The sequence below is a fragment of the Methylobacterium sp. A52T genome, from assembly GCF_053346095.1.
Window position 1 is genome coordinate 128,329 of the sequence record NZ_JBKFBI010000001.1, and the last position, 16,642, is coordinate 144,970.

General features: G+C 70.6%; 15 protein-coding genes. 8 read left to right on the plus strand and 7 right to left on the minus strand.

The annotated features are described in order from the left end of the window. Window positions 1–8 precede the first annotated feature (8 nt). The 4 genes from ACLBYE_RS00610 to ACLBYE_RS00625 form a co-directional block, all read right to left on the minus strand. Window positions 9–335 (minus strand): NIPSNAP family protein, encoded by a 327-nt coding sequence (locus ACLBYE_RS00610; protein ID WP_273559169.1) that lies wholly within the window; start codon window positions 333–335, stop codon window positions 9–11. Window positions 336–347: 12 nt separating this feature from the next. Next, the gene (locus tag ACLBYE_RS00615) at window positions 348–1,157 is read right to left on the minus strand and encodes an N-acyl homoserine lactonase family protein (protein ID WP_447692616.1); all 810 of its coding nucleotides are present in this window, start codon (window positions 1,155–1,157) and stop codon (window positions 348–350) included. Window positions 1,158–1,328: 171 nt separating this feature from the next. Further along, window positions 1,329–2,567, minus strand: coding sequence for an MFS transporter (locus ACLBYE_RS00620; RefSeq protein ID WP_447692617.1), 1,239 nt, complete (start codon window positions 2,565–2,567; stop codon window positions 1,329–1,331). A gap of 146 nt (window positions 2,568–2,713) precedes the next feature. Continuing rightward, window positions 2,714–3,466, minus strand: coding sequence for an IclR family transcriptional regulator (locus tag ACLBYE_RS00625; protein ID WP_447692636.1), 753 nt, complete (start codon window positions 3,464–3,466; stop codon window positions 2,714–2,716). A 407-nt stretch (window positions 3,467–3,873) separates the two neighbouring features. Here ACLBYE_RS00625 and ACLBYE_RS00630 point away from each other — a divergent pair, with 407 nt between their 5' ends. The 8 genes from ACLBYE_RS00630 (at window position 3,874) to ACLBYE_RS00665 (ending at window position 12,344) form a co-directional block, all read left to right on the plus strand. Further along, window positions 3,874–4,884 (plus strand): ABC transporter substrate-binding protein, encoded by a 1,011-nt coding sequence (locus ACLBYE_RS00630; protein WP_447692618.1) that lies wholly within the window; start codon window positions 3,874–3,876, stop codon window positions 4,882–4,884. A 50-nt stretch (window positions 4,885–4,934) separates the two neighbouring features. Continuing rightward, on the plus strand, window positions 4,935–6,086 hold the full coding sequence (locus ACLBYE_RS00635; protein ID WP_447692619.1) for an acyl-CoA dehydrogenase family protein: 1,152 nt from the start codon (window positions 4,935–4,937) through the stop codon (window positions 6,084–6,086). Then, window positions 6,083–7,207 (plus strand): acyl-CoA dehydrogenase family protein, encoded by a 1,125-nt coding sequence (locus ACLBYE_RS00640; RefSeq protein ID WP_447692620.1) that lies wholly within the window; start codon window positions 6,083–6,085, stop codon window positions 7,205–7,207. Before ACLBYE_RS00635 ends, ACLBYE_RS00640 begins: the two co-directional genes overlap by 4 nt. A gap of 16 nt (window positions 7,208–7,223) precedes the next feature. Beyond that, window positions 7,224–8,480: a CaiB/BaiF CoA transferase family protein gene (locus ACLBYE_RS00645; RefSeq protein ID WP_447692621.1), complete on the plus strand. Its 1,257-nt coding sequence runs from the start codon at window positions 7,224–7,226 to the stop codon at window positions 8,478–8,480. Continuing rightward, entirely contained in the window at window positions 8,477–9,280 is an 804-nt protein-coding gene (locus ACLBYE_RS00650; RefSeq protein WP_447692622.1) for an enoyl-CoA hydratase/isomerase family protein, read from the plus strand. The genes ACLBYE_RS00645 and ACLBYE_RS00650 overlap by 4 nt, the downstream gene beginning before the upstream one ends. A gap of 169 nt (window positions 9,281–9,449) precedes the next feature. Then, window positions 9,450–10,451, plus strand: coding sequence for a TRAP transporter substrate-binding protein (locus ACLBYE_RS00655; protein WP_447692623.1), 1,002 nt, complete (start codon window positions 9,450–9,452; stop codon window positions 10,449–10,451). A gap of 25 nt (window positions 10,452–10,476) precedes the next feature. Continuing rightward, window positions 10,477–11,064, plus strand: coding sequence for a TRAP transporter small permease (locus tag ACLBYE_RS00660; protein ID WP_020093150.1), 588 nt, complete (start codon window positions 10,477–10,479; stop codon window positions 11,062–11,064). Further along, window positions 11,061–12,344 carry a TRAP transporter large permease gene (locus ACLBYE_RS00665; protein WP_447692624.1) on the plus strand — a complete coding sequence of 428 codons (1,284 nt, stop codon included), beginning with the start codon at window positions 11,061–11,063 and terminating at the stop codon, window positions 12,342–12,344. Before ACLBYE_RS00660 ends, ACLBYE_RS00665 begins: the two co-directional genes overlap by 4 nt. Window positions 12,345–12,468: 124 nt before the next feature. On the opposite strand, the gene glpT is transcribed toward ACLBYE_RS00665, so the two are convergent. The 3 genes from glpT to ACLBYE_RS00680 form a co-directional block, all read right to left on the minus strand. Next, window positions 12,469–13,809 (minus strand): glycerol-3-phosphate transporter, encoded by a 1,341-nt coding sequence (gene glpT, locus ACLBYE_RS00670; protein ID WP_020093148.1) that lies wholly within the window; start codon window positions 13,807–13,809, stop codon window positions 12,469–12,471. A gap of 256 nt (window positions 13,810–14,065) precedes the next feature. Next, window positions 14,066–15,571 carry a glycerol-3-phosphate dehydrogenase gene (gene glpD / locus ACLBYE_RS00675; protein ID WP_447692625.1) on the minus strand — a complete coding sequence of 502 codons (1,506 nt, stop codon included), beginning with the start codon at window positions 15,569–15,571 and terminating at the stop codon, window positions 14,066–14,068. A gap of 97 nt (window positions 15,572–15,668) precedes the next feature. Further along, window positions 15,669–16,430 (minus strand): DeoR/GlpR family DNA-binding transcription regulator, encoded by a 762-nt coding sequence (locus ACLBYE_RS00680; protein WP_427509550.1) that lies wholly within the window; start codon window positions 16,428–16,430, stop codon window positions 15,669–15,671. Window positions 16,431–16,642 lie beyond the last annotated feature (212 nt).

The window sequence follows — 16,642 nt, forward strand, 5'->3', positions numbered from 1 at the left end:
TGTCCCCGTCAGCGCAGGGCGGAGAAGTCCGTGGGGGCGAGGAAGGTGTTCTCGATCCGGGCGACGATCGGCCGGTCCTTCTCGGTCTCGGCGCGGGCGGCGATCCAGTCCGGATCCGCCTGGAAGGCGTTCCAGCGCGCCTCGCGCTGGGCCATGTCGTCCCACTTGAGCAGGTAGGTGAGCGCGTGGTTGTCGGGCCCGACGAGCGTGGTCCAGAATCCGATCTGCTCGATGCCGTATTTCTGGAAGAAGCCGAGCGTCGTGGAGCGGAACCGCTCCAGCAGGGCCGGTAGTCGGGTCGGGGCGCAGTAGTAGACGCGCATCTCGACGATCATGGAATCCTCCGGTCAGTAGGTCGGTGAAGCCGTCGGGGGCAGGTCGACGCGCGCGATCCAGCCGGCGACATCCTCGGACGCCGGCGGGTAGATCGCGAGAACCTGGGGATCGTGGCCCGGGACGATGTGATCCTCGGACTCGGCCAGATGCCGGACCGTCCGGTAGCCCTCGAACATGTCGCCGACATTGTAGACGATGGGATAGGCGAGCCGGCGACCGATGTTGGCGTAGAAGTGCGCGGCGTCGGAGGCCAGTACGACCCAGCCCCGCGCGGTCCGGACCCGGACGATCTGCAGGCCGTCCGAATGGCCGCCGACCCGGTGGAAGGTGATCCCCGGACACAGCGTGTCGTTGGTCTCGCGGAAGCGGACGCGGTCCTCGAACAGGCGGTCCACCATCGCCTTGACGTCCTCGGCGGCGAAGGGGTGGCGGACCTCCGGGTGGCACATGCACCGGCCGGTGCAGAACGCCATCTCGCGTTCCTGGACGTGGAAGCGGGCGTTCGGGAACAGGTCGTGGTTGCCGGCGTGGTCGTAGTGCAGGTGGGTCAGGACGACGTCCTCGACCCGCAGCGGGTCGACCCCGATCCGCGCCAGGCCCTCCTCGACCGGCCGAACGATGCTGCGGCCCCGCTTCGTCGCCATTGCGCGGTCGAAGCCGGTATCGACCACGATCGTTCGGCCACCGCCGACGACGACCCAGACGAAGTAATCGATCGGCATCGGACCGTCGTGGATGTCCCCGCCGATGAAGTTCTCGCGGGCCATACGGTGATGATGCGCGTACTTGATCGCGTAGATCTCGTAGATCTCTGCGTCCATGCGGGCGTTTCCTTCGGGCGGCCGGTTGACCCGGCTCATCCTCGCGGATGCCTCTCATCCGCGGGCCGAATGGAGCACATCGTCGGACAATCTGTCAATCTGGCAAAAACGGGGCGGACGACGCCGATCCTCGACCCTGCAGAGGGGATCGGTGATCGGCTCCCGGTCCGATCAGGCCTGCGCGCTGGCGCGGCGCATCGCGAAGCCGAACACCCAGAGGGACAGGCCGAGATTGATCGCCGCCACGGCCAGCATCACCTCCAAGAGCGGCAGGAGGCCGAACCATTCCGCGACGTAGCCGCAGGCCAGGGGGGTGATCGCCTGCCCGAGGAGCGGGAGGCGGGCGAGCCGGCCCATCGCGGCCGCGTATTCGCGCTGTCCGTAGAGCGCCAGGGGCAGCGTGCCCCGCACGACGGTGCGCATGCCGTTGCCGGCGCCGTAGAGCAGCATCGCGAGCCACGCCAGCGACGGCATCGTCGCCAGGAGCAGGAGACCCAGCCCGACGCTGGCGCTCGACAGCAGCAGGGACCAGGCCGGATGGGCGCGGCGGCCGAGGGCGAGCTCGACGACGCGCACGCCGACCTGAGCGGGACCGATCAGGCCGGTCAGGGCCACCGCGGCGGTCGCGCCGACACCCTGCGCCTGCAGAAGGTTGAGCAGTTGCACCGAGGCGGCGGTCATGATCATCGCCGCCATCGTGAAGGTCACGGCGAGCAGGCGCTCGGCCGGCAGGCGCGCCGCCTCGGTCGAGCCGGCCGGCTCGTAGGGCCGGGGTGCCACAGCGGGCTCGACCGCGGCCCGGCTCCGCGCCGGGAGGGCCCAGGCGAAGAGCGGGACCACGAGGGCGACGGACAGGATCGCGTAGGTGAGGCAGGCCCCGCGCCAGCCGACATGGTCGACAAGGAACCGCGTGTCCGGCCAGCAGAGCGAGACCGCGAAGCCCGACGAGATCGCGATCTGGGTCATCGCCCCCCGCGCGTTGGCGCCGTAGGCCTGGCCGATCGCCGCGAAGAGCGGGTCGTAGAGCGCGGCCGACATGCCGAGACCGGCGACCACCCACGCGAGCAGGAAGACCGGCAGGGTCTGCGCGAGGGCCATCAGCACGAGACCGGCCGCGATGATCGTGGCGCCGGCGATCAGGACCGGCCGGCCGCCGTGACGCCGGATCATGCGGCCGACGAAGGGCGCCGGCAGGCCCGACACGAAGATCGCGAGCGAGAGCGCGCCCACCACCATCGCCTGCGGCCAGCCGGTCTCGGCCACGATCGGGTCCGAGACGACCGCGGTGAGGAAGAACGTGCCGCCCCACAGGACGATCTGCGTCACGCCGAGGGCGACGTTACCGGCGATGGTCGGACTCGGCAGCGTATCGGGCGGCTCGGAGCCGCGCGCGGTTGGGGCGCCGGGCACGATGATGCTGTCTCCGTTCGGTCGCGGTCAGGGCTGCTGGGCCTCGACCTTCACTAGCGCGCTGCCGCGCCCCGCAGCCCCGCAATCCTCGATCTGCAGCCGTGCACGGGGTTCGGAGGTGACGGCGGGGTCGACGGCGACCGGCCTCAGGGCCGCGACGGATCCTCCGGCAGGAACCGCGCCACCGCGTCGTGGATCGTCGCGGCGATCTCCGCTTCCCGACGCTCGAATTCGTCGAGCAGGCCGGACACGGCGACCGCCAGCGGGCGGCCCTTGCTGTCGATGCGCCGGGGCAGCGGGACCGCGATCGAGCCGGCGCCCGGCGTGACGAGCCCGCGGGAGAGGAAGTGCCCGTCCCGCCGCAGCCGCGCCAGGTTGGTCAGGACGGCCGCGACCGCGATCGGCGGCTGCTCGGCCGGCGCCTCCGCGTTCGTGCGGCGGACCAGCGGACCGATCTCGGCCTCCGGGCTGTCGGCGAGGAGCGCGGTGCCGGTCGCCGACCAGACGACGAGGCGGCGCGTCCCGGGCGGGACGTGGAAGCGCATGGCGGTGCGGGCCTGCAGGACGTGGACGTACTGCGAGAAGATCGCGTTGCGCGCGGCGAGGATCACGGTCCCGCCCGTGCGCTCCGACAGGTGCTCGAGCATGCGCACGAGGCTGCCGTCTCGCACCGGTCCCTTGTCGAGCCACGCGCCGAGGAGCGCCACCCGGGGCGACGGCAGGAAGCTGCGACTTGCCGGGTCGTAGTCGAGATAGCCGAGCCGGACGAGGCTCTTCAGGAGCACCGACGTCGAGGATTGCGGGACGTTCAGCCGCTCGGCGATCTCGGAGACCCGGGCCTCCCGCTGGATCTGGTCGAACAGCTCCAGGATCTGGAGCACCCGCCCGGCGGACTTCACCAAGGTCACATCCGAGCCGGCAGGGTCGGCCCCCACCGTCAGGTCGGTGGACGCGGTGCCCCGCGGAGCGATGCGCTCAACCATGACGCGACGCGCGAAACGACGGTCCCGGAGACCGCACGGCTCGAAGCGGCCCTGGTCGCCCACGCGCGGATCCGTGGTGATCGCGGCGCATCGCCGGCACGTTCCCTCCTCCGTCGCGCCGCCAGCCCGCGCCGCTCGCCGGCAGTATAGATCCGGCATGGCCGGCGCCTTCCATCACACATGTGATATTCTTCAGCATATGGGCGATGGCTGTTGAAGCCGGGTGCGCGCTCTGCCCTACTCGTGCGCGGTGTCGGACTCGGCTGACCGACCGGCACCGGGAGACCGCGCGGCAAGTGCGGCCCTGTTCGGGAGGAATGCCGATGTCGCTCCGTCACGCGGCCGTCGCCGCGCGCCTCCTCGTCGCCGCGCTGCTGCTCCCGGCCTTCGGCGGCGCGGCGTGGGCCGAGACGACCTCCGTCCGCATCGGCCTCCAGTACGGCCTCGTCTACCTGCCGGTGATGATCGCGCAGAGCGAGAGGCTGTTCGACAAGCGCGCGAAGGAAGCCGGGCTCGACGGCCTGACCGTGACGCTGACCCGCTTCAGCGGCTCGACGGCGATGAACGACGCGCTGCTCTCCGACAGCGTCGAACTCGGCACCCTCGGCTCGGCCGGCGCCCTGATCGCCTGGGACAAGACCCGCGGGAGCCAGCAGATCAAGAGCCTCACGGCCCTGAGCTCGGTCGTCTACACGCTGTTCACCGGCAAGCCCGGCGTGACCGCACTGAAGGACTTCACCTTCGGCGACAAGATCGCGGTCCCGGCCTTCAACTCGCCCCAGGCGATCCTTCTGCGGGTCGCGGCGGCGCAGCAGCTCGGGGACGCCGCCAAGGCCGACGCGCTCATGGTGAGCCTGCCCCATCCGGACGCCACCGCGGCGATGCGCGCCGGACAGGGGATCGCCGGCTACTTCGCGACGCCACCCTTCACCCAGGTGCTGCAGGCGGATCCCAAGATCCGGACCGTCATGACCTCGACCGGCCTGATCGGCAGCGGCGACATCACCGCCGCGACCCTGAACGCCAAGCAGGGCTTCGTCGACGCGAACCCGAAGGTCGCGCAGGCGATCCGCGCCGGGATGGAGGACGCGGTGGCGCTGATCCGCAGCGACCCCAAGCGCGCGGCGTCGATCTATCTCGCGTCCGAGCAGGTTCAGATCGACCGCGCGCAAGTGGAGGCGATCCTGACCGACGGGTCCATCGTCTACGACGTGGCCCCGAAGGGCATGGTCGCCCTCGCCAAGGCGATGGCGACGCAGGGCTTCCTGCGGAAGGTGCCGCGGGACTGGCAGGAGATCTTCTTCCCCGGCCTCGAGGGCCGCGACGGGAGCTGAGCGGCGGGGATCACGCGCCGCCCGCACGTTCCGCCGCTCACGGAGCAACGATGCACAGTTTCCGCTTCAGCGCCGAGCCGCTCCCGCCCGAGGCCGAGGCCGCGCGCGCCTCCGTCCGCGCCTTCCTCGACGCGGAAAGGTCGGCCGGGCATTTCGTGCCGCACCGGACCTCGTGGACGACCTTCGACGCCGCCTTCAGCCGGCGCGCGGGGGCCGCGGGCCTCATCGGCCTGACGATGCCGGAGGCCTATGGCGGCCACGGCCGCTCCGGCCTCGTCCGCTTCGTCGTCACCGAGGAGATGCTGGCGGCCGGCGCCCCCTGCGGCGCGCACTGGATCGCCGACCGCCAGTCGGGGCCGCAGATCCTGCGGCACGGCACCGAGGCGGCCAAGCGGGCGATCCTGCCGCGCATCTGCCGGGGCGACTGCGCCTTCGGCATCGGCATGAGCGAGCCGAATTCCGGCTCGGACCTCGCCGCCGTGCGGACCCGCGCGGTCCGCGACGGCGACGATTGGGTGATCAACGGCTCCAAGATCTGGACGACGAACGCCCATCAGGTCGACTACCTGCTGGCCCTGGTCCGGACCGGTGAGCCGGGGCCGGACCGCCACGGCGGGCTGACCCAGTTCATCATCGACATGGCGGCCGCCGGGGTGACGGTGCGGCCGATCCTCGACCTGTCGGGCCATCACGAGTTCAACGAGGTGTTCTTCACCGATTACCGCGTCCCCGACGCGATGCGGGTCGGCGACGAGGGCGCGGGCTGGGGTCTCGTCACCGAGGAACTCGCCTTCGAGCGCTCGGGGCCCGACCGGTTCCTGTCGGATTACCGGCTGCTCGTCGAACTCGTCGACCGGATCGGGCCGGAGCCGGACCGGTTCCAGGCGGTCGAGACGGGGCGGATGGTGGCGCAGCTCACCGCGCTGCTGGGCATGTCGGCCTCGGTGGCCCGCCTCCTCGACCAGGGCGTCGTGCCGGGCGTCGAGGCGGCGCTCGTCAAGGATGTCGGCAACGGCTTCGAGCGCGCGGTGCCGGAGATCGCCCGGCGCCTCGTGCCGGTCGAGCCGAGCCTCGCGGCCCAGGGCGACGCCTTCCGCGAGGCGCTGGGCGGCGTGACCCTGCGGGCGCCGTCCTTCACCCTGCGCGGCGGGACCCGCGAGGTCCTGCGCGGCGTCATCGCCCGGGGACTGGGGCTGCGATGAGCCGGACGGACCACGCCGAGGCCGGCGATGATGTCGCCGGGATCGTCCTCGATCAGGTCGAGCGGCTGCTCGCCCAGCACCTCACGCCGGCGCTGCTGGCGGCCTGCGACGGGGCCGCGGGCGCGGCCGCCTGGCCGGCCGATCTCTGGGCGGCGCTCGCCGAGAGCGGCCTGCCGCTGGCCCTGGTGCCCGAAGCGGAGGGCGGGATCGGCCTCGCCGCCACGACCGCGGCCCGGCTGATCCGGCGCTGCGGCCGGGCCGCCCTCCCGATGCCCCTGCCGGAGACCGTCGCGGGCGCGGCGCTCTGGGCTGCCGCGGGGGGACCGGTGGGCGACGACGCCCTGTCGCTGGTCCCGGGCGGTGGCCCGATGCGGATCGCGCCGCACGCGGAGGGCTTCGTCCTGGACGGACGGGTCGCGCAGGTGCCCTGGGGCGGTTCGGTCGCGTCCCTGCTCCTCGACGCCGTCGACGCGGCGGGCGAGCCGCACCTCGTGCGGGTCGCCGCGCCCGGTACGCTCCGCGACACGCACCACAACCTCGCGGGCGAGCCGCGCGACACGCTCGACCTGACCGGCTGCACCGTCCCGGCCGAGGATGTCCGCGCCGCGCCGGGCTGGGCGACCGGCACGGGCGTGCCGTCCGTCGAGGCGGCCGGCGCCTGGGTCCGGGCGCAGCAGATGGTGGGCGCCCTGGAAACCTGCCTCGCCTCCGCCCTCGACCACGCCCAGGAGCGGCAGCAATTCGGCCGGCCGCTCGCCAAGTTCCAGACGATCCAGCACATGCTGGCCGAGGCCGCGGGCCACGTCGCGGCGGCGACCGCGGCCGCCGATCTCGCGGCCGCCTGCTGGGGCGATCCGCGCTTCGTCCTCGCGACCGCGATCGCCAAGGCACGCTGCGGCGAGGCGGCGGGGCACGTCGCGGCGATCGGCCACCAGATCCACGGGGCCATGGGCTTCACCCAGGAGCACCCGCTCCACCGCGCGACGCGGCGGCTCTGGTCCTGGCGCGACGAGTTCGGATCCGACGCCCTCTGGCAGGAGCGGATCGGGCGCGCGGTCTGCGCGGGCGGCGGCGCGGCCCTCTGGCCGATGCTGGTCCGGCTGCGGGGCGGTGCCGGCTGAGATGGGAGAGCTGTGCGTGCCGGATCACTCCGCCGAGACTCACTCCGCCGAGACGAACACGGCCGGGCCGCTCGCGGGCGTGCGGGTGGTCGACCTGACCAGCGTGATCATGGGCCCGTCGGCGACCCATATCCTAGCCGATCTCGGCGCCGACGTGATCAAGATCGAGACGCCGGAGGGCGATTCCTTCCGGCATTACCGGCCCGCCCGGGGTGCCGGGATGGGCGGCAACTTCCTGCACCTCAACCGCAACAAGCGCAGCGTCCGCCTCGACCTGAAACGGCCCACGGCGCGCGCGGCTCTGGACCGGCTGATCGCCACGGCCGACGTGTTCGTCCACTCGATGCGGCCCGACGCGATCCTGCGCCTGGGCTACGGCTACGAGCGCGTGCGCGCGCTCAAGGCCGACATCGTGTTCTGCGGCGCCTACGGGTTCGGGGCCGACGGCCCCTACGCCCACAAGGCGGCCTACGACGATCTGATCCAGGCGGGCTCCGGTCTCGCGGCGCTCCAGACCGCCGCATACGGCCAGCCCGGCTACCTGCCCACGGTGCTGTGCGACAAGATCGCCGGGCAGGCCATCGCCTGCGCGATCCTTGCGGCCCTCTACGAGCGCCGGGCCGGCGGCGGCGGGCAGGCGGTCGAGGTGCCGATGTTCGAGACGATGGTGGAGTTCAACTTCGTCGAGCACATGGTCGGCTACGCCTTCGAGCCGCCACTCGGTCCGCCGGGCTTCAACCGGGTCCTGAGCCCGCGGCGCAAGCCCTACCGGACCCGGGACGGCCACGCCTGCATCCTGCCCTACTCGGACCGGAACTGGCGCGACTTCTTCATCCACACCGGCCGACTCGAATTCGTGGACGACCCGCGCTTCGCGCCGCTCGCCGTGCGGGTCGAGAACATCGAGATCCTCTACGCGCTGGTGGAAGAGGAGGCGCCGCGCAGGACCACCGCCGAGTGGGTGGCGTTCTGCGATTCGGTGAGCATCCCGTGCATGCCGGTCCTCGGCCTGGAGGACCTGCCGGAGGACGCGCACCTGAAGGCGGTGGGCTTCTTCGGCACAGCCGAGCACCCGAGCGAGGGCCGCTACCGCACCATGCGCCGGCCGGTCTCGTTCAGCGGCAGCCGCTTCGCGATCCGCCGCCACGCGCCCCGGCACGGCGAGCACACCGCCGAGGTCCTGGCCGAGGCCGGGCTCGCACCGGCCGAGATCGCCGCCCTGATCGACGCGCCGGACAGTTCCGATGCCGCGCCCCTGGAGGCCGCCCGATGAGTGCTGAAGCCGAGATCCGAGACGCCGCCGAGGACCTGCTGTTCTCCGTCGCCGACGGTGTGGCGACCATCACGCTGAACCGGCCCGAGCGGAAGAACGCCTTCACCTTCCCGATGATCGAGGCCTGGACGGCGGCCCTGCAGCGCTGCCGCGCCGACGCGGCGATCCGCGTCGTGGTGGTGACCGGCGCGGGCTCGGCCTTCTGCAGCGGCGGCGACATCGTCGAGATGGGCGAGCGCCTCGACCAGACGCCGGCCCGGCGCAAGGAGGAGCTGTACGGGCGGATCCAGCGCATCCCGCTGACGCTGGAGGATCTCGACAAGCCGGTGATCGCCGCCCTGAACGGCGTGGCGACCGGCGCCGGCCTCGACCTCGCCCTGATGTGCGACCTGCGCTTCGCCGCCAGGAGCGCCCGCTTCGCCGAGACCTACGTGCGGGTCGGCCTCGTACCCGGCGCGGGCGGTGCCCATTTCCTGCCCCGCCTCGTCGGGACCGCGAAGGCGCTGGAGCTGTTCTTCACCGGCGATTTCGTCGACGCCGACGAGGCCCTGCGGATCGGCCTCGTCAACGGCGTCCACGCCGATGCGGACCTGATGCCGGCGGTGGCGGCGCTCGCGCGCAGGATCGCCCAGGCGCCGCCGCTGACGCTGAGCCTGATCAAGCGCGCCGTCTACCAGGGTATGCGCAACGACCTGCGCACCAACCTCGACCTGATCTCCTCGCACTACGCCGTCGTCACCGCGACGCCCGAGCATCGGGAGGCCGTGCAGGCCTTCATCGGGGCGCGCGACAGGACCTGACGAGTCGGGGCCCAGTCCCGTTGCCGCCCGCATCAAGACAGAAACGTTTGTGCGGGCGACATCTTCCCCCCGGCGTCGCACTTTCGCGCTTGTCGCCACCGCGCTCACCTGCAAGTCTATCCAAAATTCAATCCGCGCAACGACGCGGGCTCAGGTCTGGGAGGACGCGATGACGGCTCGGATTCTCGGTGCGCTCGTGTGTGCGCTCGCCTTCGTCACGCCGGCCGCGGCGCAGAGCCCGATCGTCATCAAGTTCAGCCACGTCACCACCACCGACACGCCCAAGGGCCAGGGCGCCGAGCGGTTCAAGCAACTCGCCGAGGAGCGCACCAAGGGTGCGGTGAAGGTCGAGATCTACCCCAACAGCACGCTCTACAAGGACAAGGAGGAGGTGGAGATGCTCCAGCTCGGCGCCGTGCAGATGCTGGCGCCGTCCACGAGCAAGTTCGGGCCCCTCGGCGTGAAGGAGTTCGAGGCCTTCGACCTGCCCTACATCTTCCCCAACGAGCAGGTGCTGCGGCGCGTCCAGGACGGGCCGATCGGCCAGGGCCTGTTCAAGAAACTCGAGACCAAGGGGATCAAGGGCCTCGGCTACTGGGACAACGGCTTCAAGATCCTCACCGCCAACAAGCCGATGCACGCCCCCGAGGACGTGAAGGGCCTGAAGTTCCGGATCCAGTCCTCGAAGGTTCTGGAGGCGCAGTTCAAGCAGCTCGGGGCGCTGCCGCAGGTGCTCGCCTTCTCCGAACTCTACCAGGCGCTGCAGACCGGCGTGGTCGACGGCCAGGAGAACCCGCCGTCGAACGTGACGACCCAGAAGCTCAACGAGGTGCAGAAGCACGCCACGCTGACCTATCACGGCTACATCGGCTACGCGGTCATCGTGAACAAGGGCTTCTGGGACGGCCTGCCCACCGACATCCGCACGACGCTCGAGGGCGCCATCAAGGACGCGACCGCCTACGAGCACGAGATCGCCGACAAGCAGAACGAGAAGGCGCTGGCCGATATCCGCGCCACCGGCAAGACCGAGGTCTACACCCCGACCGAGGCCGAGAACGCCGCGTGGCGCAAGGCCCTGGCGCCGGTCCAGCGCGAGATGGCCTCCCGCGTCGGCAAGGATCTGGTCGCGGCGCTGAACAAGGAAGCCGAGGCGGCGCCGAACAACTGATCCCGCCGCCGTACCCGGACCGACCATGTTGCTGAAACTGCTCGATCGGCTCGAAGAGGTGCTGATCGGAACCCTGATGGCGGCCGCGACCGTCATCACCTTCGCCACGGTGGTGCACCGGTTCCTCTCCGGCATCCCGGCGCTGCAGGACTACACCGACCGGATCGACTTCGGCTGGTCGCAGGAACTTTGCATCTACATGTTCATCTGGGTCGCCAAGTTCGGCGCGGCCTACGGCGTGCGCACCGGCATCCACGTCGGCGTCGACGTGCTGGTCAACCGCCTGCCGCCGGGCGCGCGCCGGGTGATGGTCCTGGTCAGCCTCGCGGCGGGCGCCCTGTTCACCGGGATCGTCGGCACGCTCGGCACGAACTTCGTCTGGCGCATCGGCCACACCGATCAGACGACGCCCGACATGGAGATCCCGGTCTGGATCGTCTACCTCGCGATCCCGCTCGGCTCCTACCTGATGTGCTTCCGCTTCCTGCAGGTCGCGTGGAGCTACTGGAAGACCGGGCACCTGCCCGCCCGCGACCACGCCCATGTCGACGGCGTCCCGACCGTCGAGGGCGTCGACCCGATCCAGCTCGGCCGCGAGGGAGGCCCGGCATGAGCGGCCTGATCATCTTCGGGCTGCTCATCGCCCTCATGCTCACCGGCATGCCGATCTCGATCGCGCTCGGCCTGACGGTGCTGACCTTCCTGTTCACCCTCACGCAAGTGCCGATCGAGAGCGTCGCGCTCAAGCTGTTCACGGGGATCGAGAACTTCTCGATCATGGCGATCCCGTTCTTCATCCTCGCCGGCAACTTCCTGGCCCATGGCGGCGTGGCGCGGCGGATGATCGCCTTCACGACCTCGCTCGTCGGGCACTGGCCGGGCGGACTCGGCCTCGCCGGGGTGGTCGCCTGCGCGCTGTTCGCGGCCGTGTCGGGGTCGAGCGTGGCGACCGTGGTGGCGATCGGCTCGATCATCCTGCCCGCCATGGTGGCCGAGGGCTACCCGCGGCGCTTCGGCGCCGGGGTGATCACCACCTCGGGGGCGCTCGGCATCCTCGTGCCGCCCTCGATCATCCTCGTGCTCTACGGGGTGTCGACGAATTCCTCGATCGGCAACCTGTTCCTGGCCGGCGTGATGCCCGGCATCGTCCTGTCGGCGATGCTGGCGAGCGTCACCTTCGTCATCGCCAAGCGCCGCGGCTATCCACGGATGCCGAAGGCGTCCTGGGCCGAGCGCCTGCGCGCCTTCCGCGAGAGCGCCTGGGGCCTGTTCCTCGTGGTGATGGTGATCGGCGGCATCTACGCGGGCATCTTCACCCCGACAGAGGCGGCCGCGACGGCGGCCGTCTACGCCTTCGTCATCGCGGTGTTCGTCTACCGCGACCTGAAGCTGTCGGACGTGCCCCGCGTGCTCCTCGCCTCCGCCAACATGAGCGCGATGCTGCTCTACATCATCACCAACGCGGTGCTGTTCTCGTTCCTGATGACGTCGGAGAACATCCCGCAGACGATGGCGGCGTGGCTGATCGCCATGAACTTCAGCCCGCTGGTCTTCCTGCTCGTCGTCAACATCATCCTGCTGATCGCCGGCAACGTGATGGAGCCGTCCTCGATCCTCCTGATCATGGCGCCGATCCTGTTCCCGATCGCGGTCAAGCTCGGGATCGACCCGATCCATTTCGGGATCATCATGGCGGTCAACATGGAGGTCGGCCTGTGCCACCCGCCGGTCGGGCTCAACCTCTACGTGGCGAGCGGGATCGCCCATATGGGCATCTCCGAGCTGACCGTCGCGGTGCTGCCCTGGCTCCTGACGATGCTGGCCTTCCTGGTCCTGGTGACCTACTGGCCCGCCCTGTCCCTGTGGCTCCCGCGGGCGCTCGGGACGATGTGACGGCCTGATGACCGGCGGAAGGATCTGATCGTCACGCTCGGCGCCGGGACGGCCGCTCCGGGCGCCCGTCCCGATCGCACCGGCAGGAAGCCTGAGCATCCCTGCCGTGCCCGGAAACCGCAGGTCAGGCAGGCTGCGCGACCGCGGTGCTGCTGTGCCGCAGGGTCAGCGACAGGCAGACGATCGCGAGGACGCAGGCCGCCAGCAGGAGAATAAAGCAGCCGTTCCAGCCGTAATGGTCGGTCGTGTAGCCGACCAGCGCGCTCGCCGCGACGGAGCCGCCGAGATACCCGAACAGGCCCGTGAAGCCCGCCGCCGTCCCGGCCGCCTTCTTGGGCACGAGCTCGAGGGCCTGGAGGCCGATCAGCATCACCGGCCCGTAGATCAGGAAGCCGATGCAGATCAGGGCCGCGAGGTCGACGCCCGGATTGCCCTCGGGATTGAGCCAGTAGACCAGCGTCGCCGCCATGACGCCGAACATGAACACCACGCCCGTCGCGCCCCGGTTGCCGCGGAACAGCTTGTCGGACAGCCAGCCGCAGAGAAGGGTACCGGGAATGCCGGCCCACTCGTAGAGGAAGTAGGCCCAGGAGGTCTTGTCGACCGAGAAGTGCTTGGCCTCCTTCAGGTAGGTCGGCGCCCAGTCCAGCACGCCGTAGCGGAGCAGGTAGACGAAGACGTTGGCGAAGGCGATGTACCAGAGCATCCGGTTCTTCAGCACGTGCTCGACGAAGATCTCGCGCGTGGAGAACTCGCGCTCGTGGTTCGCGTCGTAGCCGTCCGGATAATCGTCCTTCCAGGCTTCCACGGAGGGCAGCCCGCAGGATTGCGGCGTGTCGCGCATGGTGATGAAGGCGAAGACAGCGACGCCGAGCGCCACGGCGGCGGGCACGTAGAACGCCGCGTGCCAGTCGTTGAACCAGGCCAGGCCGAGCAGGAAGAGCGGGCCGATCAGGCCGCCGCCGACGTTGTGCGCCACGTTCCAGACCGAGACGACGCCGCCGCGCTCCTTCTGGGACCACCAGTGCACCATCGTGCGGCCGCTCGGCGGCCAGCCCATGCCCTGGAACCAGCCGTTGAGGAACAGCAGCACGAACATGATGCCGACGCTGGAGGTCGCCCAGGGCACGAAGCCGAACAGGAACATCACCAGCGCCGAGAGCACGAGGCCGATCGGGAGGAAGTAGCGCGGGTTCGAGCGGTCCGAGACCATGCCCATCAGGAACTTGGACAGGCCGTACGCGATGGCGACGGCGGAGAGCGCGGTGCCGAGCTCACCGCGGCTGTAGCCCTGCTCGACGAGGTAGGGCATCGCCAGCGAGAAATTCTTGCGCAGCAGGTAATAGCCCGCATAGCCGAGGAAGATGCCCGCGAAGATCTGCCAGCGCAGCTTGCGGTAGGTCGGATCGACACGATCCGTCTGAATGGGTGGCCTGTGGGCCGCGGGAGCGAGAAAGCCGATCATGGCGCGCCTTGGTGCTTGAGACCGCGGACGGACCCGGGCTCATCCCGGGCGCATCTCGGATTGGACGGGGTGCTGAGGTGCCGCGCTCAGCGTCGTGACGAAGCGGCGCGCCGACGCGCGATCCGCGGGTCCGGTCTCGACCTGTGGCGATGGTGGGCGGCACGGTCCCGTCGCGGCATCGTTTCCTCCTGTGATGCGGCGCCTCTCCGGCTCGGCCGGGTCGCCGTCTGGCGATTCTGCTGCACCCGCGCCGGACTCAGCCGGCGGCGGCCATCGCGCCGTCGGGGCGGCCGGTCATGGCCGCGATCCTCGCCCGGAGCGCCGCGACCTCGTCGGGCGAGAAGGCGAGACCGAGCTTGGACCGGCGCCAGAGGACGTCCTCGGCGGTGCGGGCCCATTCCCGGTCCATCATCCAGCGCAGCTCGCCCTCGTGGAGGCCGTGTCCCAGATCGGGCCCGAGATTCGAGGCGATGCGCAGCGCGTCCGTCCCGTAGGCGGCCACCATGCGCTGGACCGTGGCGGCACCGAGCCGGGGCGCGGCGCGGGCGAGGCGCGCCTCGAGCTCGGCCACCCCGTCCACCGGGAAATCGCCGCCCGGCAGTGCGGCGCCCCCGGTCCAGGAGCGGCCGCGCGCGCCGAGGCGCTGGCCGATCTCCTTCAGGGCATCCTCGGCCAGCTTGCGGTAGGTGGTGATCTTGCCGCCGAAGATGTTCAGCACCGCCGCCTCGCCGGCCGCGCCGTCCGTCTTCAGCACGTAGTCGCGCGTCGCCTCCTGCGCCGCGGAGGCGTGATCGTCGTAGAGGGGGCGCACCCCCGAGAAGGTCCAGACGATGTCGTCCCGGCGAAGCGGCGTCGCGAAGTACTCGCTGGCGGCGCTCAGGAGATAGGCGATCTCCTCCTCGGTGATCGCCGCGTCGGCGGGATCGCCGGAGAAGTCACGGTCCGTCGTGCCGACGAGCGTCGTGTCGTTCGCGTAGGGGATCGCGAAGATGATGCGCCCGTCCGCGTTCTGGAAGATGAAGGCCCGGTCGTGGTCGTAGAGCTTGCGCATCACGATGTGCGAGCCCTGCACGAGCCGCACGTGCTTGGCCTCGCTCCGACCGAGCGGGCCCTGGATCACCCGGTCGACCCAGGGGCCGGCCGCGTTGACGAGGAAGCGCGCGGCGATCTCCTCCTCGCGGCCGGTCCGAAGCTCGCGCCGGACGATGCGCCAGAGATCGCCCTCGCGCCGGACCGAGACGACGCGGGTCCCCACCGCGATCTCGGCGCCCCGCGCCTCGGCGTCGCGCGCGTTGAGCACCACCAGGCGCGTGTCGTCGACGCGCGCGTCCGAGTACTCGAACCCGCGCCGGAACTCGGATTTCAGCGGGGCGCCGATCGGGCCGGAGAGGTCCACGGGGCGCGTGCCGGGCAGACGCTTGCGGCCGCCGAGATGGTCGTAGAGGAACAGGCCGATCCGCAGCAGCCAGGCCGGACGCAGGCCCGCGTGGAGCGGCAGGACGAAGCGCAGCGGGCGCACGATGTGGGGCGCGATCCCCCAGAGCACCTCGCGCTCGGCCAGCGCCTCCCGCACGAGGCGGAACTCGTAGTGCTCCAGGTAGCGTAGACCGCCGTGGATCAGCTTGGTCGACCATGACGAGGTGCCGCTGCCCAGGTCATTCTGCTCGGTCAGCGACACCGAGTATCCCCGGCCGCCCGCGTCCCGCGCGATGCCGCAGCCGTTGATCCCCCCGCCGATGACGGCAACGTCGAACGTCCGCATGATCCTCCCCCTCTCGTGCCGCGGCGTCGGACGCGCGGCTGCGAAAGCGGAGGAATTGAATACGAAACCAAAGGAAAGTCAATCGAAACCAATACGCTCAGCGACCGGTTTCGACGAGCCGCACTCCGGACGCGCGGCACAGGTCGCGCAGCGTGTCGCTGGGGCAGCGATCGGTCACGAAGGTGCCGACCTGGCTGAGCTGGGCGAGCCGGACCGGCGCGCTGCGCTCGAACTTGGTGGAATCGGCGACCAGCACGACGTGGCGGGCGTTGGCGATGATCGCCTGCGCGACCCGGACCTCGCGATAGTCGAAGTCGAGGAGGGCCCCGTCCTCGTCGATCGCCGAGGCGCCGATCACCGCGAAATCGACCTTGAACTGGCGGATGAAATCCACCGCCGCCTCCCCGACGATCCCCCCATCCGAGCGGCGGATCAGGCCACCCGCCACGATGCACTCGATCTCCGGGCTGGGCCGCAGGGCGAGCGCGACGTTGAGGTTGTTGGTGATCACCATGAGGCCGGAATGGCTCAGCAGCGCCCGGGCGACGGCCTCGGTGGTGGTGCCGATATTGATGAACAGCGAGGAGCGGTCCGGGATCAGGTCGGCGGCCGCGCGCGCGATCGCCGCTTTCTCGGGCGCCGCGATCGCGTTGCGTGCCTCGTAGTCGAGGTTCTCGGCGCCCGCGCCGAGCACCGCCCCGCCGTGGATGCGCGAGAGGAGGCGCGCGTCGCACAGGTCATTCAGGTCCTTCCGGATGGTCTGCACGCTGACCGCGAACCGACCGGACAGGGCATCGACCGAGACGCGCCCCTCGATCCGGGCGACGTCCATGATCGCGTTCTGACGCTCCGAGAGCATGCCTTCAGACCTCCGCGCGGCGAAAACGAAACCGGTTTCAGTGCGAACGCGCGAACGATATCGGAAAGCGAAGGCGCGCTCTGAACCGGTCTTCACGCCTAGCGGATTCACCTCCGAGAGGAAACGTCGGGACCCCGAGGCCCGGCCCGGCGGATGTTGACGATGCGCGCCCGCGCGTCGACAAGCGCCGCGATGGAACGGTTTCGATATTC

Bases quoted from the DNA above. Each gene is read 5' to 3' on its own strand.
- ACLBYE_RS00665 (WP_447692624.1), top strand. From the start codon at position 11,061: ATGAGCGGCCTGATCATCTTCGGGCTGCTCATCGCCCTCATGCTCACC.
- glpT (WP_020093148.1), bottom strand. From the start codon at position 13,809: ATGATCGGCTTTCTCGCTCCCGCGGCCCACAGGCCACCCATTCAGACG.
- ACLBYE_RS00610 (WP_273559169.1), bottom strand. From the start codon at position 335: ATGATCGTCGAGATGCGCGTCTACTACTGCGCCCCGACCCGACTACCG.
- ACLBYE_RS00615 (WP_447692616.1), bottom strand. From the start codon at position 1,157: ATGGACGCAGAGATCTACGAGATCTACGCGATCAAGTACGCGCATCAT.
- ACLBYE_RS00680 (WP_427509550.1), bottom strand. From the start codon at position 16,430: ATGCTCTCGGAGCGTCAGAACGCGATCATGGACGTCGCCCGGATCGAG.
- ACLBYE_RS00630 (WP_447692618.1), top strand. From the start codon at position 3,874: ATGTCGCTCCGTCACGCGGCCGTCGCCGCGCGCCTCCTCGTCGCCGCG.
- ACLBYE_RS00650 (WP_447692622.1), top strand. From the start codon at position 8,477: ATGAGTGCTGAAGCCGAGATCCGAGACGCCGCCGAGGACCTGCTGTTC.
- ACLBYE_RS00660 (WP_020093150.1), top strand. From the start codon at position 10,477: ATGTTGCTGAAACTGCTCGATCGGCTCGAAGAGGTGCTGATCGGAACC.
- ACLBYE_RS00635 (WP_447692619.1), top strand. From the start codon at position 4,935: ATGCACAGTTTCCGCTTCAGCGCCGAGCCGCTCCCGCCCGAGGCCGAG.
- glpD (WP_447692625.1), bottom strand. From the start codon at position 15,571: ATGCGGACGTTCGACGTTGCCGTCATCGGCGGGGGGATCAACGGCTGC.
- ACLBYE_RS00655 (WP_447692623.1), top strand. From the start codon at position 9,450: ATGACGGCTCGGATTCTCGGTGCGCTCGTGTGTGCGCTCGCCTTCGTC.
- ACLBYE_RS00640 (WP_447692620.1), top strand. From the start codon at position 6,083: ATGAGCCGGACGGACCACGCCGAGGCCGGCGATGATGTCGCCGGGATC.